The organism is Amycolatopsis sp. 195334CR, assembly GCF_017309385.1.
Lineage (GTDB): Bacteria > Actinomycetota > Actinomycetes > Mycobacteriales > Pseudonocardiaceae > Amycolatopsis.
The window spans coordinates 594,404-613,653 of record NZ_JAFJMJ010000002.1; the positions used below are offsets into that span (position 1 = coordinate 594,404).

The following is a 19,250-nucleotide window of genomic DNA, read 5'->3' on the forward strand; positions in this document are numbered from 1 at the left end:
AGAATAGTTAACGCGGCCGGGTCACCCGCTCGCGAACGTGCTCCAGTGCCTCCTCCAGCGCGGCCCGGTTCTGCGCGGTGAACCACTTCGTGCGCAGAGCCTCGTTGTTGCCTCGCGGGGTCTCGTGGGCCTTGGCGAGTTCCGGCAGGGTGGTGCGGTGGTCGGCCAGTGCGGCGCTGACCCCGGTGAACATGCTCCGCACGTAGGTCTCCGCGGCCTCCGGCTCCATGCCCTGACCGGCGATCCACGCGGCGACGGTGTCCACGTAGTTCAGGTAGGTGGAGATCGACGCCGTCGCGGCGGACAGGGCGTCGAAGACGGCGGCGGACTCGGCCACCACCGTGCCCCCGAGGCGGCCGAACAACTCCTCCGCGGCCGGGTGCGCCGGGTACAGCGCGGTGACGCCCTCGCGCCGGCGCACCGCCGGGAGCGGGATCGAACGCACGATCGTCGGGTCGGTGCCGAGCCGGGTACGCAGCGCTTCGGCGGTCCAGCCCGCGACCGCGCTGACGAGGACCCGGTCGTCCGGTACGCGCAGCCCGGCGAGGGCGTCCGGCACCTGGTCGGGCCGGACGGCGAGCAGGAGCAACGGGGCCGCGTCGACGACGGCCTGGTTGTCCGCGCAGACCCGGACGTGGGCATGCCGGTCGGCCAGTGCCTGAGCGGTCCGGGCGTTGCGCGGGGAGAGGAAGACGGCCTCGGCGGTGTCGCCGAGCCCGTCGACGATGTCCTGGGCGATGGCGCCCGTGCCGATGACGCCGAGGGTGGCGGAGAACTTGATCACGGCGTGGACGCTACGCAGATCCGTGTGGCAAGCGCTTGCGTTGTTTGCGTCCCGGCGCAATATTGTTGCGCGTGAGCCCCCGGAAGCGACCGCTGGACGACCTCGACCGGCGCCTGCTGGACCTGCTGCAGGCCGACGCGGACCAGACGCTGCGCCGGCTCGGGAACGAGGTCGGCCTCTCGCCCAGCGCGGTGCAGCGGCGCATCACCGGCTACAAGTCCGCCGGGCTGCTGCGGACCGTCGCGGTCATCGATCCCGAGCACGCCCCCGCGCTGGCGCAGGCGCTCGTCATGCTGACGCTGGTCGAGGAATCCCACGAGCACCACCAGCGCATCGCGGACCGGCTGCGCGCGCGGCCGGAGGTCCAGCAGTGCTACACCCTCTCGGGCCGCTGGGACTACGCCGTGCTGGTCACCGCCGCCTCGATCCGGCACCTGCGGGACCTTTGCGACGTTCTGTTCAAAAGGGACAAGAACATCCGCCGGTACGACACGATGTTCCTGCTCGACACGGTCAAGGCCGGGACCGCGCTGCCGAGCGAACTCCTGCTGCCCTGAGCCGTTTCGCCATCGGGCACCGGGGGCGCGCTGATAGCATCCAGCCCGGGCTCGGCGAGAGGGGAATGATGGCTGGCCGGGGGTTTCGCGAAGAGCTGACCCAGTTGCTGCAGGCGCGCTACCCGCTGCTCGTGGTCGAGACGCACGAGGAACAGCGCGTGGTGCGGGAGATCCGCGCGATCGCCGAGGACGGGTCGCGGCTGCGCACCCCGCGCCGGGTGCACGTGTGGTCCTCGATCACCGGGCTGACCCCGGCCGGGGGCGGCGCGCCGGTGCCGGAGACCAGGGCCGCCTCCGCGGCACTGGAGCGGGTGCACAGCTGGAACGAGCCCGGCGTGTTCGTTTTTGTCGACCTGCACCCGTCGCTGGTGTCCGAGGGCGGGCACCGGCCCGATCCGGAGGTGGTGCGCCGGTTGCGCGAGCTGGCCGCCACGCTCAAGACGCGCCCGGTGCCGCTGACCGTCATCCTGGTCTCGCCCTCGCTGAAGGTGCCCGCCGAGCTGGAGCACGACGCGACCGTCATCGACTTCCCGCTGCCCGACCACCAGCAGATCGGCGAACTGCTCGACGGCATGGTCAACGCGCACCGCCAGCAGGTGCGCATCGGCATCACCCGTGACGACCGGGACCGGTTCATCGCCGCGGCCCGCGGGCTGACCCTGCCCGAGGCGGAGAACGCCTTCGCCCGCGCACTGGTCGAAGGCGGCGGGCTGGACCCCGGCGACCTGGAGCTGATCCTGGCCGAGAAGCGCCAGGCCGTGCGCCGCTCCGGCATGCTCGACATCGTGCCCGCCGAAGTGGGCTTCGACTCGGTCGGCGGCCTCGAACGGCTCAAGCGCTGGCTGACCAAGCGCAGCGGCACCTGGACCCCGGCCGCGGCGGCGTACAACCTGAGCGCGCCGAAGGGCCTGCTGCTCACCGGGGTGCCGGGCTGCGGCAAGAGCCTGTCCGCGGTCTGCGTGGCGAGCATGTGGCGGCTGCCGCTGCTGCGGCTCGACCTGGGCCGGGTGTTCGCCGGGCTGGTCGGTTCCAGTGAGAAGAACATGCGCGCGGTCATCCGCACCGCGGAGGGCATCGCGCCGTGCGTGCTGTGGGTCGACGAGATCGAGAAGGGCCTGGCCGGCGCGGGCGGCGGTGGCGACGGCGGCACCGCGCGCCGGGTGTTCGGCACCTTCCTGTCCTGGATGCAGGAGAAGACCGCGCCGGTGTTCGTGATGGCCACCGCGAACCAGGTCGACTCGCTGCCGCCGGAGTTCCTGCGCAAGGGCCGGTTCGACGAGATCTTCTTCGTCGACCTGCCCTCGGCCGCCGAGCGCGCGGTGATCTGGCGGATCCACCTGCGCAAGCGGGTCACCGACGAGTTCGTCGGCAGCGAGCTGCCGATGACCGACGCGCTGTTCGCCGAACTGGCCGCGTGCAGCGACGGCTACAGCGGTGCCGAGATCGAGCAGGCCGTGCTGTCCGGCCTGGTCGACGCGTTCGCCGAGCAACGGCCGCTGCGCCGGGACGACCTGGTGCACGCGGTGAAGACGACGGTGCCGCTGTCGGTCACCCAGGCCGACGAGATCCTGGCCATCCGGAACTGGGCGCAGACGCGGGCGGTGGCCGCCACCGACGACGGGACCGCCGCCGCACCCGTGCCCGAACCCGTTCCGGTGCCGCCGGAACCGGCTGAGCCACCGCGCGGAAGGACGATCGACGTATGACGCACCGGGTGACCGTGACCGTCGGGAGGGACGGCTCGATCAGCGCCGAGACGCACGGCGTGACGGGATCGAAGTGCCTCGACTACATCCCCCTGCTGGAGGACCTGCTCGACGCGGAGACGGTGTCGTCGGAGTTCACCGAGGACTACCGGCGCACCTCGGCCGGGGTGGAGAACACCGCGAACACGGCGAACCAGCAATGGAACTCCTGAACCTCCACCGGATCGTCGACGCCACGCTGGCGGAGGGGCCGGGCCTGCGCTGCGCGGTGTGGACGCAGGGCTGTTCGGTCCGGTGCCCCGGCTGCTTCAACCCGCAGACCTGGACCACCCGGGGCGGCACGCGGTTGCCGTGGCGCGAGGTGGCCGAGAAGGTGCTGCGGGCCCGCGACGAGCACGGCGTGCAGGGCATGACCCTGCTCGGCGGGGAGCCGTTCGACCAGCCGGAACCGCTCGGCGCGCTGGCCACCGCGGTCCGCGCGGAAGGGCTCTCGGTGATGACCTTCACCGGGCACCGTGTGGAGGATCTGCGCGAGCGGCCGTCCTGCGCGGAGTTGCTGGCCTCGACCGATCTGCTGGTGGACGGCCCGTACCTGGCGGACCAGCCGGAGCCGAGCCGCCCGTGGGTGGGTTCGGCGAACCAGCGCTTCCACTTCCTGAGCGACCGCTACGACGAGGCGGTGCTGGACGCGCCGAACCGGATCGAACTGCGGATCGCCCCCGACGGCTCGGTGGACCTGAACGGGTTCGCCACCACCGAGGCACTGGAGGCGCTGCTCGCGCCGGTGCACGAAAGGAACAACCGATGAGCGTCGTGCTCAAGCTGCGCAGCCAGGCGCTGGCCCAGCTCAACGCCGCCACCATCGCCGCGCACAGCCAGGCGCAGGGCCAGGGGCAGGTCACCGTGCGCACCCGGATGCGGCACCGTGATCTGCTCACCAAGGCGCTGACCGGGTTGAACGCGCAGGTCAGCGGGGACGAGAACACCGTGGTCGCGCAGTGGGCGGGCAGGCGGATCCAGTTCACCTACGGCCAGGACGGGGTCCAGCTGGCGCATGTGGACGGTCCCGCGATCAACCCGGCGGAGGCCGAGCAGCTGGTGCTCTCGGTCGACAACGCCTACGCGGCCGAGGTGCAGCGGCAGGTCTACGAGCGGTTGAAGGAGCGGGCCGCGCAGACCGGGATGCGGGTGGAGTCCGAGCGGACCAACGCCGACCAGTCGATCAGCGTCACGCTGGTCGCGTCCTCGTGACCGAGCGCAGGCTCGGGCTGATCGAGTTCGGCAAGGCGCTCAACGACTCGGTGTCCGTGCGCGGGCTGGGGGAGTTGCCGGGCGGGCAGGTGAGCGCCGGGCGGGCCACGCGGGGTGCGCGGGCGCGGCTGATCCGGAACGAGCGGGTGCTCGCGGACAACCTGCGCCTCGGGATCACGGTGCGCAAGAAGTTCTTCTCCAGCGAGGTCGAGCCGGTGACCGAGGTGGGGTTCCTGAAGGACGTCTTCGTGGTGGTGGGGCGACGCGACCTCGGCAACGGTGACGCGCTGGAGTTGTACACGGACGAGGAAGCTCCGCCGGACACGAGCAGGCAGACCGGTATGGCGCAGGTGCACGCGTCGTACTTCGACGAGATCACCGGGGTCAGCGTGCAGGTGCACCAGCGCAACGGCGTGCTGCGCGAGGGCGCGCTCGTCGGTTTGCTGCGGGGTGGCCGCGGCGGTGGTCAGCCGATGCGCGTGCTGCGGCTCTTCGGTCCGGCGGGGCCGGTGCTGGAGTTGCCGGCGGGCCAGCCGGGAACGGTGTTGCTCGGGTTCCAGTGCGAGGTGCAGCCGATGTCGGGTGACGCACTGGTGCGGTTCGACGAGCCCGAGCGGGAGTACCTGGAGCACCGGGAGGGCTGGGCGGTGGCGCACGGGGTCAGCCATCTGCCGGACGGCACGGTGGTGGCGGCGGTCGAGGTGCCGGAGGCGCAGAAGGCGAACCGCCTCAGCGTCGGCTCGATGGTGCGCGTCCTACGCCCCGCGGGGACGACTTTCAACGAACGCTCCACGGTCGCGGCGACGGGGGCGCGGATCACTTCGCTGGCCAAGGAGAACCTGGTCGTGCCGGTGGTCAGTGGCTCGGGGGTGTGCACGGTTGGTTTGTCGCACATCGACCTCCGCGAGGGGGACACGGTCGAGGCATACATCCCGGCGCCGGGTAGCGGGGGCGGGGGCGGGATGACGGGCCCGCAACACCTCGCGCCACCGCCGACCCCGGCCGGGGGCCACCCCGGCGCCCCCTTCGCCCAGGGCCCGCCGACCGCGCAAGGTGGCCCGGCTGCGCAAGGCACCCCGTTCGCCCAGGGCCCGCCGACCGGCCAGGGCTTGCCCACTGCTCCGGGCCACCCGAGCGCCCCGGGCCACCCGACCGCGCCCGGACCGCTGGCTGCTCAGGGTGCGCAGACTGCCCAGAGTGCGCAGACTGCCCAGGCGCCACTGACCGATCTGAACACCGCTCCACCACCGGAGCTCGCGCGGCTCCCCGGCATGACCCCGCCCCGGGTCGCGAAAACCATCGAGTTGCGGCAGCGACAAGGCGGCTTCGCCGACGTCGAAGCCTTCGGCGTCGCCATCGGCCTGCAGCCCCACGAAATCGTCCGCCTGCGCGCCAAGGCGACCACCAGCCGAATCCAGCACCACAACACCGGAGTCCGGCAACTGGACATCTGACCCCAGCCGGTTGCCGAGCGATTTTAAGACGCCCAGCAAACCCGCGACCCCTGCGAATTCCGCGCCATCCACAGCGACAGATAAGCCTGCCCCGCCATCACACCGATCCGCTGCTCCCGCCCGTAGTACGTATTCTCCCCCTGCGCACCATAAGTACGACCATCCGCGAACCGCGCCTGCATCGACAGTTGCTTCTCGTTGTGCAACCGCTCCCATTCACTCGCCTTGACCGACGAAGCAGAGTCCTGCCCATAAAGGTCCGCCAGCAAATCGAAATTACCGAAATAACCGGGGAACTCCGCGCCCCAGTCGTTGCCCTCGGGATAGTGGATCTCCGCGGAACCACGCGTATAAATGGTCCTGCCGTCGAAGGGCCGGTCGACCAGCGCCCGGTACACCAGCGGCATGTTGTGCAGCGCCGCCGCCGGGGCGCAGGTTCGGCCCAGCGCGGAAATCGCGCCCTGGTACAGGTTCTGGTCGTAGGAAACCATGTAGAGCGGGTGCACCCGGTTGTGGTTCCGCAGGATCCCGTCGTCGTCGATGTTGGTGCCCTGCAACCAACTCGACAACCGGATCCCGTTGATCACCGCCGGATTGCCCAGATCGGCGGGCCGCGGCGCGCTCGCCACCAGCAGTTCCGCGTTCCGCCGTTGCCACGCCCCGGCGTTCGGGTTCGCCGGCATCATCGCCGAAACCAGGCCCAGCAGGGCCGCGCTCCAGCTGTTCTCCTCGGCCTTCGTGTCCCCCGGCGTGATCACCGTGCCGTCGCGCTTGGTCTGGTACAGCTGGTCCCCGCTGGTCCCGACGAGGTAGACGTCGTTGCCGGTGGTCAGCCGGTTCGCTTCGGCGAGCAGCATGGCGGTGACCTTCGCCCGGTCCGCCGCGGCGAGCTTGTCCCACATCAGCCACGCCGCGACGCCGTCGTAGTACGCCCACAGCGCCGACTGCCAGTTCGAACCCCACGCCGTGGCCGGGTTCGGGTTGTTCGCCTCGTGCCGTGCGGCCAGCGTCCGCACGAGGTTCGTCAGCCGGATGGTCGCGTTCGCCGCGGACAGGTTCTTCGGGTCGTACACACCGAACTTGAGCGCGGTCGCGGTGGCCAGCGCGGTCATCGCGGGCAGGCGCACCGCGCGCTCGTCGGTACCGCCGAGATCCAGGTACCCGTCCGGCGCGTACCGGCGGTACGTCTGCGCGTACCAGGGGCCGATGAGATAACGGGAACTGTTCTGCAGGATCAGCTCGATCCGCTGCCCCTGCGCGTCGGCGGGTTCGTACCAGCCCAGTGTCCTGGCGTCGAGCGGCCGCACCCGTTCGGCCGAATCGCTTGCCAGCGCCGGGATTCCCGGCAGGGCCACCACGGCTGTCGCCACCGCAACCACCAGACGGCGCAATCCACGGGGAAATCTCACAGCGGCCCCTTCCCGAAGGTCTGGACCATTGAACGATCACGAAACCGCGGGTGTCAACCTCAGCGCCGCCGACAGCCACGGCCCCAGCGAAGCGAAATCCACCTCGGGTTCCGCCGCCGTCCCGTTGATCACCGCCACCAGCGCCAGGTACCGGCCGTGCGTGGCGTCGTACTCCGGATCGTCCAGCGCCTCCCGGTAGCGCTCGCCGACCACCAGGAATCCCGCGGCCATCCGCTCGCGGAGTTCCGGGGTGACCGCCGCGCCGCACGCCTCGGCGGTCTCCCGCGCCAGCCGGTCGGCCAGTTCCCTGGCGTGCGGGGATTCCGGCGGCAGGCCGCTGTGGTGCGCCGCGATGATCTGCCGCATCAGCTGCTCGCCGGTGGAGTGGATGAACTCCTGCACCGGCGTCGCGGTCATCCGCGGCCCCGGCCCCACGGCGAAGGTGTCGTGCAGGTACGACCGGACGGCGTCGCGGAACCGGCCGTCCCGCACCAGGTCGGCCAGTTCGATCCACGCCTGGAGCTGTGCGGCGCTGGGATCGTCCGGCAGGTGCGGGCGCATCGCGCTGAGCCGCGCGGCGAAGTCCGCCGGGACCACGGAACTGACGTCGGCCCAGAACTCGTCGATGAGCCGTTCGCGTTCCTCGTCGGACATCGACACGAGTTCGCGCATCAGCGCCGCCCGCGCCGCCGGATCGTGCTGCTTGGCCAGCGCCCGGAGCACGGCCCGCCGGGCCCGCAGCTCGCGCTCCTGCCGCTCGACGAGTTCCAGGTGCTCGGTGAGCAGAGCGGGCAGGGTCGTGCCACCGTCAAGGAGCCGCCGGATCTCCTCCAGCCCGGTGCCCAGCTCACGGAGCGTGTGGATGAGTTCGAGCCGGGCGATGGCCCGCAGGTCGTACCGCCGGTGGCCGGCGGCGGTCACCTCCGCGGGCGGGACGATGCCCTCGTCGGAGTAGAAGCGGATGGCGCTGACCGCCAGCCCGGTCCGGCGGGCCACGTCGCCGATCGGGTACAGGTCGTCGTTCATGGCTCCACCCTGCCGTCTCAAGTAGCTTGAGGGGCAAGGCTCCGGAAGAAGGCACGGACGTCCCCGGCCAGCAGCTCCGGCACCTCCATCGCGGCGAAGTGGCCACCGCGCTCGAACTCCGACCAGTGCCGGATGTCGTACAGCCGCTCGGCCAGCGGGCGGACCGACAGCGTGATGTCGTGCGCGAACACCGCCACGCCGACCGGCACCGGGCACGGCTCGGCCCCTCGCGGGGTGTCGTGGTGCAGCCGCGCCGACGAGGCCGCGGTCGCGGTCAGCCAGTACAACGAGATGTCGGTGAGCATCCGGTCGTCGCTGATCTGGGAGCGCGGGTCCGTCCAGTGCGCGAACCGCTCGGCGATCCAGGCCAGCTGGCCGACCGGCGAGTCGGTCAGCGCGTAACCGATGGTCTGCGGCGTGGCGGCCTGCAATGCCTGGTACGGCGGGCGATTCGCCATCAGGTGCCGGATCGTCTCCAGTCTCGCCTCGTCCGATTTGGACACTTCGACCCCCTCGACCGGGCGCGTCGGCAGGTAGTTCACGTGCGCCCCCACGACGTGTTCCGGTGCCACCGTGCCGAGCGCGGTCGAGATGCCCGCGCCGAAGTCGCCGCCCTGCGCGCCGTAGCGCTCGTACCCGAGGCGTCGCATCAACTCGGCCCAGGCACGCGCGATCCGGACGACGTCCCAGCCGCGCTCGTGGGTCGGCCCGGAGAAGCCGTAACCGGGAATGGACGGGATGACCAGGTGGAAATCACGCGACAGCGGCTCGATCAGGTCGAGGAACTCCAGGAACGAGCCGGGCCAGCCGTGGGTGAGGACCAGTGCGAGCGCATCGGGGTTCGCCGACCGGACGTGCACGAAGTGGATGTTCTGGCCTTCGATCTCGGTGGTGAAGTGCGGTAGTTCGTTGAGCTCGGCCTCCTGCGCGCGCCAGTCGAAGCCGGTGCGCCAGTACTCGGCCAGTTCCTTGAGTCGCGCGAGTGGGAAGCCGTAGTCCCAGCCGGCGTCGGCGACCTCGTTGGGCCAGCGGGTGCGGGCCAGCCGGTCGGCGAGGTCGTCGAGGTCGGCCTGGGGGATGGCGATGCGGAAGGGCTTGATCACGGTCTGCTCCCGGTTCGTTCGGAGCCCTAATGTTCGGGCGACTAACGTTCGTGCTCCGAACGATAGCAGCCAATCGTTGGTGCTGCCAACGATTGGGTAGACTGGCCGCATGGAGAACCCCGCCGACGAGCCGTCCGCCCGGTGGAAGCGCCTGCCCAGCTGGCTGCTCACCCAGACCAGCCAGCACGCGCACCGCCTGGTCGCCGACGGGTTCTCCGCCGCGGGTGCGCGGGGCTACCACTTCCGGCTGCTGGCCACGCTGGAGGAGTTCGGCCCGGCCAGCCAGGCCGCGCTGGGCCGGCGCAGCGGCATCCACGTCAGCGACATGGTCGCCACGATCAACGAACTGGCCGAGCGCGAGCTGGTGGAGCGGGCCCCGGACCCGGCGGACCGGCGGCGCAACGTCATCTCGCTGACCACCGCGGGCAAACGCCAACTGCGGCGCCTGGAGAAGCAGCTGGCCGACCGGCAGGACGAGCTGCTGGCCCCGCTCTCCCGGGACGAGCGGGCGCAGCTGACCGAACTGCTGGCGAAACTGCTGGACCACCACAATGGACGGACGGGCGCGCCCGACGAATCCTGGCGCTAGGCCAGTGCCGGGGGCACGCGCGGCGGCCACGTGTGCGGGTCCAGCGCGCCGACGGCGTACGCGCGGGCGACCAGCGCCGTGCGGTTCGGCACGCCGAACCGCCGGAGCAGGGTGTTGACGTGGTAGTCGACCCCCTGGCTGCTGAGGTGCAGCCGCGTCGCGAGCGCGGCGCTGGGCCTGCCCGCCGCGATCCCCTCCAGGATGTGGACGGCCACGTCGCTGAGGCGTTTCGCGCGCCTGGTCACCACGGCCTTCCCGTCGACCGGGAACAGCGTGATGACCACGGCCGGAGGCGTGGAGACGCAGGTCAGGGTCGCGTCGAAGGACAGGTGGCCGGTGTCGACCGAGGTGACGGGCAGGCGCGTGCAACACGTCCGGCCGTCGATGAGCTCGTCGAGCGCCCGCCGGAGGCCGGGCCGCGAGTCCGGCGTCAGCAGCTCGCCGACCCCGCGTCCCTCCAGCCGTTGCGCGGCGAACTCGTGCCAGCGGGCGAACTGGCCGCTGACGCGCTGGATCCGGTGCGCCCGGTCCACGTCGAGGACCACGTTCTCGATCAGCATCCGGTTCACGCCCGCGCCAGCCGGCGGTGCTCCAGCACGGTGGCCACGGCGTAGGCGCCACCGCCCGCGACGGCCAGCACCCAGAACAACCCCGGCGTGCCGAAGAGGAACGACGCCCCGGCGATCAGCAGCAGTCCGGTGCCGAGGTAGTAGTGCAGGGCGATGCGGCGGACCACGCCCTCGGCGAGGTAGAGCAGGCCGACCACCAGTGTCGATCCGGCGGGCCAGAGCATGGCCTGCAACTCGGGGTGGTCGATGGCCGCGGACAGCCCGGTGATGGTGAGGAACAACGCGGTGAAGCCGGTGAGCCAGGCCGCGCCGAGCAGTTTTCCGGCCAGTGCCTCGGGTTTCGCGGCACCGCGCTGGGCTTGGCCAGCGGCGATGACGCTCAGGATCGTGCCGGCCGCGAGTCCGGCGGCGAGCAGCGCGATGGGCAGCCAGCCGGGCAGCGCGAGCAGCGGGTCGGCGCCCTGGGAGAGCGCGGCGCTGCCGTGGCCGAACACGTAGGCCAGGCCGAAGGCGGCGTAGGCGGCCCGGCTGTCGATCTGGACGGGCGGAGCGGTGAGCGTGGTGGCGTACATGGTGGGGACCTCCGGAAGATTCAGAGCCGGGCCAATGCGGAAACCAGGTGTGGCACCAGATCGGCGGGCCAGGGAAAGACACTTTGGACGGTGAGCTGGTCGGCGAGGCCGTGCAGGCCCAGCCAGAGCGCGACGGCGTCGGCGGCGGGATCGGTGCTGCCGGACTGCCCCGCGGTGGCGCAGTCGGCGAGTGCGACGGCGAGCAGTCGCAGTACGGGCCTGCCGGGATCGGCGGGCCCGCGAGCCGGGTCGAACAGGATGCGGTACAGCTGCGGGTGCGTGGTGGCGAACTCGAGGTAGGCGCGGCACGCGGCGAACAGGCGCTGCCGGGTGTCCTCGCCCGCGGTGCCGATCGCGGTGCCGAGCCGGTGGGCCAGTTCGGCGGACGCGCTGACCGCGACCGCGTGCAGGATGGCGGGCTGGTCCGGGAAGTGCGGGTAGATCGACGGCGCGGTGATCCCGGCCGCGCGGGCCACCGCCCGCAGGGTCACCGCCCGCTGGTCACCCCGGTCGAGCAGGGCGATCGCCGCGGCCAGGATCTCGGTCCGCAGGCGGACGCCCTCGCCCCGCCGGTTGCGGGCGCGGCTCACGCCCCGGGAACGAGGACGACCTTGCCCAGCACGGTCCTGGACTCGGCGAGCGCCAGCGCGGCCGCGGCGTCGGCGAGCGGGATCCGCGCGGCGATCTGCGGGGTCAGCACCCCGTCGGCGACCAGTCGCAGCACCTGGGTCAGGTCCTCGCGCACCCGGGCGCGGAAGGCGTCGGGGCGGAAGCGCTTGCCCGCCCAGAAGTTGTAGAAGTGCGCGCCCTTGCCGTTGGGCAGGGCGTTCCACAGCATCAGGCGGCCGAACAGCTTGAGCACCGGCAGGTGCGAGTTGCCCGCGTCGTCCTTCGTGGCCGCGGTGCCGTAGTTGACCAGGGTGCCGCCGCGGCGCAGCAGCCGCCAGGACTGGGGCAGGCCTTCACCGCCGACGTGGTCGAAGACCGCGTCCACGCCTTCCGGCGCGAGCGCGCGGAGCTGGTCGTACAGGTCCGGGTCGCGGTAGTCGACCGGGGTCGCGCCCAGTGCGCGCACGCGGTCGTGGTGGCGGGCCGACGCGGTGCCGATCACCGTGATCCCGGCGTGCCTGGCCAGCTGCACCAGGGTGGAGCCGACCCCGCCGTTGGCGCCGAGCACCACGATCGTGCCGCCCGGGCGGACGGCGGCCGTGCGGTGCAGCATCTGCCACGCGGTGATCCCGTTGACCAGCACGGTTTCCGCGGCGTCCGCGGCCACCTCGTCCGGTACCGGCACCAGGTCCGCGGCGGTGATCAGCAGGTGGCTGGCCCACGCGCCGGTTTTGGTGACCGCGGCGACGCGGCGGCCGGTCAGCGCGGGGTCCACGCCGGGGCCGGTGGCGGTCACCGTGCCCACCACGTCGTACCCCGGCACGAACGGGAACGGCGGCTGGTCGAAGTACTTGCCCCGGCGCATCTGCTGTTCGGCGAAGGAGACGCCGGTGGCGTCCATGCGCAGGACGACCTGGCCTTCGCCGGGGTTCTCCAGGTCGCGGACGTGGACCTGGAGACCGTCCGGTTCGACCGCGCCCGGCAGCACGATCTCGGTGACGCGGGTGGCAACGGTGCTGGTCATGGACTTGCCCCTTAAGATCTCGCTCGTTTGCTTACGGACGTAAGGCTACGAGTGTAAGTCGAGGAGCGCAAGAGCTTACGGGCATAAACTTCACGGTGTATGGTTACGGCGTGGAAGAGACGGTGGACGAGGCCAAGCCCGTGCGACGGCGCAACCGCCGCGGTGAAGGGGGCAAGCTCCGCGAGGAGATCATCGCCGCCGCGGTGGAGCTGCTCGACGAACACGGCGACGAGCGCGCCATCACGCTGCGCTCGGTCGCCCGCCGGATCGGGATCGCCGCGCCGTCGATCTACCCGCACTTCCCGGACCAGCCCGCGATCATGCTGGCCGTGGTGCGCCTGGAGTTCGACCGCCTCGTGAAGGTGCTGCGCGAAGCCGCCGAGTCGGGTGGCGACGACCCCCGGCAGCGGTTGTTCGCGGTCTGCCACGCCTACCTGGACCTGGCCCGGAGCCACCCGGAGCGCTACCGCACCATGTTCGGCGGCCTGTGGGTGCCCGATCTCGGGGAAAGCTCGGTCACCGCGGAGAACCTGAGTTCACTGGGCGACGAGTCGCTGGGGCTGATGGCCCGCGTGCTCGGCGAGTGCGTGGAAGCGGGCCAGGCCACCAGCACCGACCTCGCCGCCGACGCCGTCGCCTTGTGGCTGGGCCTGCACGGTCTCGCCCACCAGCGCGCGGTGACCAGCGCCTTTCCGTGGCCGGACGACATCGCCGAGCGCATCATCGGCGCGCTGGCGCACCTCAAGGACGAATAGCAAAAAGGTGCCCGGAGCCGTCCGGCCCCGGGCACCCTCGGCCGGCGATCAGCCGGCCACGCGGTGCAGTTCGATGTTGTCGAGCCGCGTGCGGGCGTGGACCTTCAGCTGCTCACCGGACTCCTTTTCCGGCGCGGACAGGGAGTTGCGGACCTCGCCCTTGGTGCTCTCGGCGTCCACCCGGGCGGTGGTGCCCGCGCTGACGCCGAGCGTGATGCCACCGGCGGCGTTGGTCAGGTCGGCCTGCCCGCGGGTCATCCGGCCGATCCGGATGGGGCAGTTGCCCGTGCTGGCGATCACGTCGCCGTCGGCGTGCTCGATCTCGAAGCTGCCGCCGGCGCCGTTCAGCTCCACATCGGACTTGGCGTGTCCGATGTGGACGATCCCGTTCGCGCTCGAGTACTTGACCGCGCCGTCGGCCGTGCCGATCCGCACCTCGGCCGAGCCGCCTTCGATGCGGGCGGTGCCGCCGACGTGGTCGAGCTGGAGCTTGCCCGAGCCGGCGTTCAGCTCGACGTCGCCGAGCGGGCCCTCGGTGTGCACGTCGGTCCGCGCGGTGTTCAGGACCAGCTTGGAACCGGTGGGCAGTTCGACGGTGATGGCGACCGAGCCGGTCTTGTCGCCCGACTTGGTCGTCTTGACCTTCAGCGCGCCGTCTTCGAACTCGACCTTGGTGCGTTCGGCGACCTTCACGTCGGTCTTGTTCGCCTGGTCGACGGGCTCGACGTGGACCAGCGTGTCGGCCCGCTCGCTCGCGACGACCCGGATCCGGGCGCCGGCGGTGCTCAGGGTGGCGGTGATCGGCTGCGGAGTGGCGAAGGTGTTCATCGTGTGTCCCCTTGGTTCGGTGGGTGTTGTTGCTGTGTTGCGACAACATTCGCCGACCCGCCGGACACGCGGCTGACACCGCACTGACACCGGTGGAGGCCGGTGTCAGCCCGGCGACGCCGAGCCGAACGCGGCGGTGTCTTCGAAGACGGCTTCGAGTTGGGTGGACTCGACGATCTCCGCCAGCCGGGCGGCCGAGTCCGGGTGGACCAGCGAGGAGAGCAGCCCGGGGAACTCCGCCGCGGTGCAGTCCACTTCGAAGATCGAGATGATCTGCCGCTTTTCGGTGAGGTTGTGGCTGATGGTGACCCCGGACGGGTAGGAGTCCGTGGTCTGCCCCGGCGGGAGCCACGCCCACCGCGACCGCCTGCTGGACGCCGCCGCGCGGGATCTGCTCGCGCACGGCCTCCCGGGCGCGACCCTCGATCGGCTGGCCGCCGCGGCCGGGACCAGCGCCCGGATGCTGGTGCACCACTTCGGCTCACGCCAGGCCCTGCTCGACGCCGCGCCCGAGCCGCCTTACCGTCCACAGAGGACTTCGTCGACCGGTTCTCCGACGGGTTCGCCGCCCGCGGCACCCCGCCCGCCACCGCCCGGCGGCTGGCCACCGGCCTGCTCGCGCAGGTGCGCGGCCTGCTGCTGGACCTCGACGCCACCGGGGACCGGGCCCGGGTCGAACGCGCCTACCGGGACTACGTCGCGCTGCTCAGGTGACGCGCAGGCTCGACGGGGTCATCGACAACTCCTGCGTGAACGCGTGCGTGAAGGCGGCCGGCGTCGCGTAGCCCAGGTGGGTGGCGACCTCGCTGACCGTCGCGGTGCGGAGGAGGGGGACGGCGGCGAGCAAGCGCGCCCGCCGCCGCCACGCCGACGGCCCGCTCCCGACCTCGCGGTGGAACGCCCGGGTCAGCGACCGCTCACTGAGCAGCGCCGCCCGCGCCCAGTCCGCGTTGGTGACGCCCGCGCGCGGGTTCACCAGGTACTCCCGGCACAGCGACCGCAGCACCGCGGACGTCGGCAGCGGCAGGTGCAGCGGGACCGGCGTCAGCGTGGCGAGTTCGAACAGCAGCAGGTCGACGAGGGCGCCGTCGCGGCCGGACCGGCGGTGGTCGACCGGCAGCTCGGCGGCGGCGAGCAGCAGTTCCCGCAGCAGCGCCCCGACTTCGACGACCACGCAGGCCGGCGGCCACCACGGCACCGCGCCGGGTTCGAGGTAGAGGCTGGCCGTCCGCACGCCGTCCATCACCACCCGGTGCCGCGTGCGCGGCGGGATCATCACCGCCCGTTCCCGCGGGATCGTCCAGGTGCCGTCATCGGTGTCGACGACCATGGTGCCGCGGGCGGCGTACAGGAACTGCGCCCGGCGGTGCTCGTGCCAGTCGAGCACCCGGCCCGGCGGGTAGTCGGTGGCGATCGGCAGGACCGCGCGGGGGTCGTCGTCGATCGCGGCGACCGGGATGTTCTTCATCGGCTGGCTGGTTCTCGATGGTCGAAGGCCGGGCATCGATTGTAGGCCAGGCGGCCCCCGGGTGGACTGGGCGCCATGGAACTGCTCTTCCTCGTCCTGGTGGGCGTGGTCACCGGGGCGACCACCGTGTTGTTCGGCTTCGGCGGCGGGTTCGTCACGGTGCCGGTGATCATGTGGGTGGACGCCCCGCTCGGGGACTCCGCCGCCGTGGTCGCGGTCGCCACCTCCTCGGTGGTGATGGTGGTGAACGCCGCCGTCGCCACGCTCGCCACGCCCCGGGACGTGCTGCGCCGCCTGCGGGGTTCGGCCTGGCTGTGCGCCCTGCTCGCCCTCGGCGGCGGGGCCGGGGCGCTGCTCGCCCGCCTGGCCCCGGCCGCCTTCATCCACTGGGGATTCGTCGCCTACCTGGTGGTGACCATCGCCGATGTGCTGCTGCGCCCGGGTTTCTTCCGGACCGCCGGGGAAACCACCCCGCGGGCGCTGCCGATCCCGTCGGTGGCCGGGGTGCCGATCGGCGCGGTCGCGGCGTTCCTCGGCGTGGGCGGCAGCGTGATGACCGTGCCGATGTTGCGCCGCGGCGGGCTGGCGATGGCCGTGGCCGCGCGCCTGGCCAACCCGCTGACCCTGGCGATCAGCCTGCCCGCACTGGTCGTGTTCCTGCTCGGCACGCCCGAGGCGGCGGGCACCGGCCTGGCCGGCTCGATCGACCTGCGGGCGGCCGGCGCCCTCCTGGTGTCCGCGATCCCGGTGATCGTCCTGCTCCGGCGGCGCCCGCCGCGGGTCCGCGACGACGTGCACGCGTGGGCCTACCTCGGCCTGCTGGCCGCGGTCACGGTGGCCGCCGTCGGCGCCGGTGTCCACTGAGGACGGTCATACCAGGCCGAGCTGCCGCAACTGCCCGAAGACGTCGACCACGCCCCAGAGCTCGGCCACCCGGTCACCGTCGAAGCGGACGACGAACATCTCGCTGTAGGTCACCTTCCGGCCGGTGGCCGGGGTGCCCCGGTACTCGCCGAGGTGGGTGCCGGTGACGGTGTTCCGGGAGACGACCTTGTCCCCTTCGGCGATCAGGTCCTCCACTTCGACGTGGATGTCCGGGAAGGCGCGGAGCAGCACGTCCCAGACGTTCTTGATCGCCTCGCGCCCGGACAGGCCGCTCGGCACCGGCGCGTGGAACACCACGTCCGGCGCGACCACCTCGTCGATCGTCTTCGCGACCATGTCCAGGTCACGGGTGTTCATCGCGTCGTGGAACTGGCGGAACAGGGCTTTGTTGCTGGCGGACACGGCGGGTCCCCTTCTCCGGTGGTGTGCTGTCACCGGATCGACCGGACAGCGCCGGGAAATGTGACACGGCCGGTCACCCCAGCCGGGGCACCAGCCGGACGTAGAGCACCATGCCGACCACCTCGACCAGGGTCTGGGTGACCACGGCGACCGGGGCGACGGCCAGGCCGCCGGGCAGGGCGAGCGCCAGCGGCAGCACCACCAGCGAGTTGCGGGTGGCCCCGGTGAACACGATGGCCCGGCTCGCCGGGGTGTCCAAAGTGAACAACCGTGCCACGCCGAGCCCGGCGAACGCCATGATCACCAGGAAAAGCACGTAGAACGGGACCACGGCGAGCACGGGGCCGAGGTCGCCGCCGAGCCTCGGCATCTGCGAGGCGACCACGACCAGCAGCACCAGTGCCATCAGCGGAACCATCGTGGTGCCCGCCGCTTCGGCGAACCGGCGTCCCGACGGGTGGCGCTGGGTGAGCCAGGCCAGCACCAGCGGCAGCGCGATCAGCAGGGCGAACGCCTCGGCGAACGGGCCGATCTCGACCACCCCGGCCAGCTCGGAACCCAGGAACAGGAACAGGAAACCCGGCAACAGCAGCAACTGCGCGAGCAGCAGCAGGGGAGTGGCCGCGAGCAGGCGCCTGCTGCTGCCGCCGGCCAGTCCGCTGAACACGATCACGTAGTCCACGCACGGGGTCAGCAGCACCAGCAGCACGCCGAGCCGCAGCGCGCGGTCCTCCGGCAGGAAGGCGAACATCGCCGCCACCACCAGCGGCACCACCACGAAGTTGACCACCAGCGCCGCGCCGAGGAACCGCCCGTCCCGCAGCGAGCGCCCCAGTTCGGCGGCGGGTACCTGCAGGAAGGTCACGTACAGCAGGGCGGCCAGCGCCGGGGTGATGACCACCTCGAACCCCGGCCCGGCGGCGGGCGCGGCCCAGCCCACCACCGCGCCGACGGCCAGCGCGCCCAGGTAGAGGGCGACCTGGTGCCGCTCTAGCACCAGACGAAACCGCTGAGCAGCAACAGGATCCCGGTCGACAGCGCGGGCGCCAGCACCGCCGTGACCCCGGCGAACAGCGAGCGGAAAGCCGGGAACGGCGCGGCGGGCCGGTTCAGCTCGCGCAACCGGACCTGGGTGTCCCCGGTCATCGCGAGCAGGGCCGAGCGCAGCGGCGCGACCCCGCATTCGGCCGCGGCGGCGCGATCGGCGGCCAGCTCGACGAGCAGGTGCAGCGCGGCGGGGGCGTCACGCATCAGCGGGACGAAGTGGAGTCCGCTGCCCGCGATCTCGGCGATCCGGACGAGCCGGTGGTGGTGTCCCTTCAGGTGGGCGTGCTCGTGGGCCAGCACGGCCTGGAGTTCCCGGTCGGAGAGCCGTTCCTGCAGGCCGCTGGTCGCCACGACGAGCGCGGGCGGGCCGTCGAAGCTGTACGCCATCGGCTCGTCGCGGTCGAGCCACAGCGTGGGGTACGCGCCCGCATCCGCCGGGCGGAGGATCCGAAGTGCGGCCTCGTGCTGGCCGCGGACCTGCTCGCGGTGGCGCCGCCGCCGTCGTGCGATCCGGCCGATGTGCACCGCTCCCCAGGCGACGAGCGCGAGCGCCGCGAGGGCGGCGATGGGGTCGAGCTGGGGGAATCCGGCGTGGCTGAGCGTCGACCAGCATTCGTGCAGCACCGCGGTGATCGCGTCGGCGGGCCCGTGCCCGGGCAGCACCACGAGCAGCACCCCGGCGACGGCGCTGAGCAGGACCCCGGCGATGCTGGCCAGCCAGGCCGCGATCGCCACGCGCGGCGCGGCGAAGGTCAGCTTCCGGAGCAGGCGCGGGCCCAGCCAGCCGACCAGGCCGGTGCTGAGCAGCAGCACCGCGGCGAGGATCATCGTGCCTTCGGGCGGCGGCGGAGCGCCTTGCGCAGGGCGTCGGACTCGCTGTCGCTCACCGACTTGGCGAAGTGCAGCAGCACCGATTCCGAGTCACCCGCCGCGTCGAGCACGTCACGCAGCGCCTGCGCGGCGGCCTCCTCGCGGCTGACCGCGGCCCGGTACCGGTAGGCGCGCCCCTCGCGCTCGCGGGTCACCCAGTCCTTGCGGAAGAGGTTGTCGAGCACGGTCATCACCGTGGTGTAGGCCAGGTTCCGGTCGCGGTTCAGCTCGTCGAGCACCGCCCGCACCAGCATCGGCTCCGGCGTGCGCCACAGCACGTCCATCACCGAGGTCTCCAGTTCGCCCAGCCTGCGCATGACACCTCCGCCCGGCAGCCTACCG

24 protein-coding genes and 1 pseudogene are annotated in these 19,250 nt (G+C 72.0%); 10 read left to right on the forward strand and 15 right to left on the reverse strand.

The window, feature by feature from the left end; genetic code table 11:
• Nucleotides 1-7: 7 nt before the first annotated feature.
• Nucleotides 8-784 (reverse strand): NAD(P)-binding domain-containing protein, encoded by a 777-nt coding sequence (locus JYK18_RS25610; RefSeq protein ID WP_206805905.1) that lies wholly within the window; start codon nucleotides 782-784, stop codon nucleotides 8-10.
• Nucleotides 785-855: 71 nt separating this feature from the next.
• On the opposite strand from JYK18_RS25610, the gene JYK18_RS25615 reads away from it, so the two are divergent.
• The 6 genes from JYK18_RS25615 (at nucleotide 856) to JYK18_RS46900 (ending at nucleotide 5,752) form a co-directional block, all read left to right on the forward strand.
• A complete protein-coding gene (locus JYK18_RS25615) occupies nucleotides 856-1,341 on the forward strand; it encodes an Lrp/AsnC family transcriptional regulator (RefSeq protein WP_307796054.1) in 486 nt (161 codons plus the stop codon).
• Between the two features lie 65 nt (nucleotides 1,342-1,406).
• The gene (locus tag JYK18_RS25620; protein ID WP_242582070.1) at nucleotides 1,407-3,047 is read left to right on the forward strand and encodes an AAA family ATPase; all 1,641 of its coding nucleotides are present in this window, start codon (nucleotides 1,407-1,409) and stop codon (nucleotides 3,045-3,047) included.
• Entirely contained in the window at nucleotides 3,044-3,259 is a 216-nt protein-coding gene (locus JYK18_RS25625) for a DUF2997 domain-containing protein (protein WP_206805908.1), read from the forward strand. The genes JYK18_RS25620 and JYK18_RS25625 overlap by 4 nt, the downstream gene beginning before the upstream one ends.
• Entirely contained in the window at nucleotides 3,247-3,855 is a 609-nt protein-coding gene (locus JYK18_RS25630; protein ID WP_206805910.1) for a 4Fe-4S single cluster domain-containing protein, read from the forward strand. Before JYK18_RS25625 ends, JYK18_RS25630 begins: the two co-directional genes overlap by 13 nt.
• Nucleotides 3,852-4,298: a hypothetical protein gene (locus JYK18_RS25635; protein WP_206805912.1), complete on the forward strand. Its 447-nt coding sequence runs from the start codon at nucleotides 3,852-3,854 to the stop codon at nucleotides 4,296-4,298. The genes JYK18_RS25630 and JYK18_RS25635 overlap by 4 nt, the downstream gene beginning before the upstream one ends.
• Nucleotides 4,295-5,752 (forward strand): helix-hairpin-helix domain-containing protein, encoded by a 1,458-nt coding sequence (locus JYK18_RS46900; RefSeq protein WP_307796055.1) that lies wholly within the window; start codon nucleotides 4,295-4,297, stop codon nucleotides 5,750-5,752. Before JYK18_RS25635 ends, JYK18_RS46900 begins: the two co-directional genes overlap by 4 nt.
• A 23-nt stretch (nucleotides 5,753-5,775) precedes the next feature.
• Here the strand turns inward: JYK18_RS46900 and JYK18_RS25645 are convergent, their stop codons facing one another.
• The 3 genes from JYK18_RS25645 to JYK18_RS25655 form a co-directional block, all read right to left on the reverse strand.
• On the reverse strand, nucleotides 5,776-7,122 hold the full coding sequence (locus JYK18_RS25645; RefSeq protein WP_206805913.1) for a hypothetical protein: 1,347 nt from the start codon (nucleotides 7,120-7,122) through the stop codon (nucleotides 5,776-5,778).
• Nucleotides 7,123-7,197: 75 nt separating this feature from the next.
• Nucleotides 7,198-8,187 carry a MerR family transcriptional regulator gene (locus JYK18_RS25650; RefSeq protein WP_206805923.1) on the reverse strand — a complete coding sequence of 330 codons (990 nt, stop codon included), beginning with the start codon at nucleotides 8,185-8,187 and terminating at the stop codon, nucleotides 7,198-7,200.
• 17 nt (nucleotides 8,188-8,204) lie between these two features.
• Nucleotides 8,205-9,290, reverse strand: coding sequence for an epoxide hydrolase family protein (locus JYK18_RS25655; RefSeq protein ID WP_206805925.1), 1,086 nt, complete (start codon nucleotides 9,288-9,290; stop codon nucleotides 8,205-8,207).
• 109 nt (nucleotides 9,291-9,399) lie between these two features.
• Between JYK18_RS25655 and JYK18_RS25660 the strand changes: the two genes are divergently transcribed.
• Nucleotides 9,400-9,879: a MarR family winged helix-turn-helix transcriptional regulator gene (locus JYK18_RS25660; RefSeq protein WP_206805927.1), complete on the forward strand. Its 480-nt coding sequence runs from the start codon at nucleotides 9,400-9,402 to the stop codon at nucleotides 9,877-9,879.
• Here JYK18_RS25660 and JYK18_RS25665 read toward each other — a convergent pair.
• From JYK18_RS25665 to JYK18_RS25680, 4 genes are read right to left on the reverse strand one after another with little or no spacing between them, the layout of a single operon-like run.
• Entirely contained in the window at nucleotides 9,876-10,439 is a 564-nt protein-coding gene (locus JYK18_RS25665; RefSeq protein WP_242582762.1) for a LuxR C-terminal-related transcriptional regulator, read from the reverse strand. The two genes, JYK18_RS25660 and JYK18_RS25665, sit on opposite strands and share 4 nt — an antisense overlap.
• Before the next feature lie 5 nt (nucleotides 10,440-10,444).
• The gene (locus tag JYK18_RS25670; protein ID WP_206805939.1) at nucleotides 10,445-11,020 is read right to left on the reverse strand and encodes an ABC transporter permease; all 576 of its coding nucleotides are present in this window, start codon (nucleotides 11,018-11,020) and stop codon (nucleotides 10,445-10,447) included.
• Between the two features lie 20 nt (nucleotides 11,021-11,040).
• Complete coding sequence (locus JYK18_RS25675) at nucleotides 11,041-11,610, reverse strand: TetR/AcrR family transcriptional regulator (protein ID WP_206805941.1); 570 nt, start codon at nucleotides 11,608-11,610, stop codon at nucleotides 11,041-11,043.
• On the reverse strand, nucleotides 11,607-12,653 hold the full coding sequence (locus JYK18_RS25680) for a medium chain dehydrogenase/reductase family protein (protein ID WP_206805943.1): 1,047 nt from the start codon (nucleotides 12,651-12,653) through the stop codon (nucleotides 11,607-11,609). The genes JYK18_RS25675 and JYK18_RS25680 overlap by 4 nt, the downstream gene beginning before the upstream one ends.
• A gap of 110 nt (nucleotides 12,654-12,763) precedes the next feature.
• Between JYK18_RS25680 and JYK18_RS25685 the strand changes: the two genes are divergently transcribed.
• Nucleotides 12,764-13,408, forward strand: a complete 645-nt coding sequence (locus tag JYK18_RS25685) for a TetR/AcrR family transcriptional regulator (protein ID WP_206805946.1) — start codon at nucleotides 12,764-12,766, stop codon at nucleotides 13,406-13,408.
• Between the two features lie 48 nt (nucleotides 13,409-13,456).
• On the opposite strand, the gene JYK18_RS25690 is transcribed toward JYK18_RS25685, so the two are convergent.
• Together JYK18_RS25690 and JYK18_RS25695 are read right to left on the reverse strand one after the other, a co-directional pair.
• On the reverse strand, nucleotides 13,457-14,236 hold the full coding sequence (locus JYK18_RS25690; protein WP_206805948.1) for a DUF4097 family beta strand repeat-containing protein: 780 nt from the start codon (nucleotides 14,234-14,236) through the stop codon (nucleotides 13,457-13,459).
• 105 nt (nucleotides 14,237-14,341) lie between these two features.
• Nucleotides 14,342-14,491 carry a hypothetical protein gene (locus tag JYK18_RS25695; RefSeq protein WP_206805951.1) on the reverse strand — a complete coding sequence of 50 codons (150 nt, stop codon included), beginning with the start codon at nucleotides 14,489-14,491 and terminating at the stop codon, nucleotides 14,342-14,344.
• A 73-nt stretch (nucleotides 14,492-14,564) separates the two neighbouring features.
• On the opposite strand from JYK18_RS25695, the pseudogene JYK18_RS48310 reads away from it, so the two are divergent.
• Nucleotides 14,565-14,732: pseudogene (locus tag JYK18_RS48310) on the forward strand (helix-turn-helix domain-containing protein); the annotation flags it as partial.
• 210 nt (nucleotides 14,733-14,942) lie between these two features.
• Here JYK18_RS48310 and JYK18_RS25705 read toward each other — a convergent pair.
• Nucleotides 14,943-15,704: a helix-turn-helix transcriptional regulator gene (locus JYK18_RS25705; protein ID WP_206805953.1), complete on the reverse strand. Its 762-nt coding sequence runs from the start codon at nucleotides 15,702-15,704 to the stop codon at nucleotides 14,943-14,945.
• Between the two features lie 75 nt (nucleotides 15,705-15,779).
• On the opposite strand from JYK18_RS25705, the gene JYK18_RS25710 reads away from it, so the two are divergent.
• The gene (locus tag JYK18_RS25710; protein WP_206805969.1) at nucleotides 15,780-16,568 is read left to right on the forward strand and encodes a TSUP family transporter; all 789 of its coding nucleotides are present in this window, start codon (nucleotides 15,780-15,782) and stop codon (nucleotides 16,566-16,568) included.
• A gap of 6 nt (nucleotides 16,569-16,574) precedes the next feature.
• On the opposite strand, the gene JYK18_RS25715 is transcribed toward JYK18_RS25710, so the two are convergent.
• From JYK18_RS25715 to JYK18_RS25725, 4 genes are all read right to left on the reverse strand, one after another.
• Nucleotides 16,575-16,991 carry an ester cyclase gene (locus tag JYK18_RS25715; protein WP_307796056.1) on the reverse strand — a complete coding sequence of 139 codons (417 nt, stop codon included), beginning with the start codon at nucleotides 16,989-16,991 and terminating at the stop codon, nucleotides 16,575-16,577.
• A 73-nt stretch (nucleotides 16,992-17,064) separates the two neighbouring features.
• Entirely contained in the window at nucleotides 17,065-17,988 is a 924-nt protein-coding gene (locus tag JYK18_RS25720; protein WP_374195063.1) for a bile acid:sodium symporter, read from the reverse strand.
• Complete coding sequence (locus tag JYK18_RS46905; protein WP_242582073.1) at nucleotides 17,982-18,866, reverse strand: M56 family metallopeptidase; 885 nt, start codon at nucleotides 18,864-18,866, stop codon at nucleotides 17,982-17,984. Before JYK18_RS46905 ends, JYK18_RS25720 begins: the two co-directional genes overlap by 7 nt.
• Nucleotides 18,863-19,225, reverse strand: coding sequence for a BlaI/MecI/CopY family transcriptional regulator (locus JYK18_RS25725; protein WP_206805973.1), 363 nt, complete (start codon nucleotides 19,223-19,225; stop codon nucleotides 18,863-18,865). Before JYK18_RS25725 ends, JYK18_RS46905 begins: the two co-directional genes overlap by 4 nt.
• Nucleotides 19,226-19,250: the final 25 nt, after the last annotated feature.

Coding starts and splice junctions, on each gene's coding strand:
- JYK18_RS25690 (WP_206805948.1), bottom strand. CDS start 14,236: ATGAACACCTTCGCCACTCCGCAGCCGATCACCGCCACCCTGAGCACC.
- JYK18_RS25725 (WP_206805973.1), bottom strand. CDS start 19,225: ATGCGCAGGCTGGGCGAACTGGAGACCTCGGTGATGGACGTGCTGTGG.
- JYK18_RS25670 (WP_206805939.1), bottom strand. CDS start 11,020: ATGTACGCCACCACGCTCACCGCTCCGCCCGTCCAGATCGACAGCCGG.
- JYK18_RS25665 (WP_242582762.1), bottom strand. CDS start 10,439: ATGCTGATCGAGAACGTGGTCCTCGACGTGGACCGGGCGCACCGGATC.
- JYK18_RS25630 (WP_206805910.1), top strand. CDS start 3,247: ATGGAACTCCTGAACCTCCACCGGATCGTCGACGCCACGCTGGCGGAG.
- JYK18_RS25620 (WP_242582070.1), top strand. CDS start 1,407: ATGATGGCTGGCCGGGGGTTTCGCGAAGAGCTGACCCAGTTGCTGCAG.
- JYK18_RS25635 (WP_206805912.1), top strand. CDS start 3,852: ATGAGCGTCGTGCTCAAGCTGCGCAGCCAGGCGCTGGCCCAGCTCAAC.
- JYK18_RS25625 (WP_206805908.1), top strand. CDS start 3,044: ATGACGCACCGGGTGACCGTGACCGTCGGGAGGGACGGCTCGATCAGC.
- JYK18_RS25705 (WP_206805953.1), bottom strand. CDS start 15,704: ATGAAGAACATCCCGGTCGCCGCGATCGACGACGACCCCCGCGCGGTC.
- JYK18_RS46905 (WP_242582073.1), bottom strand. CDS start 18,866: ATGATCCTCGCCGCGGTGCTGCTGCTCAGCACCGGCCTGGTCGGCTGG.
- JYK18_RS25680 (WP_206805943.1), bottom strand. CDS start 12,653: ATGACCAGCACCGTTGCCACCCGCGTCACCGAGATCGTGCTGCCGGGC.
- JYK18_RS25650 (WP_206805923.1), bottom strand. CDS start 8,187: ATGAACGACGACCTGTACCCGATCGGCGACGTGGCCCGCCGGACCGGG.
- JYK18_RS25710 (WP_206805969.1), top strand. CDS start 15,780: ATGGAACTGCTCTTCCTCGTCCTGGTGGGCGTGGTCACCGGGGCGACC.
- JYK18_RS25660 (WP_206805927.1), top strand. CDS start 9,400: ATGGAGAACCCCGCCGACGAGCCGTCCGCCCGGTGGAAGCGCCTGCCC.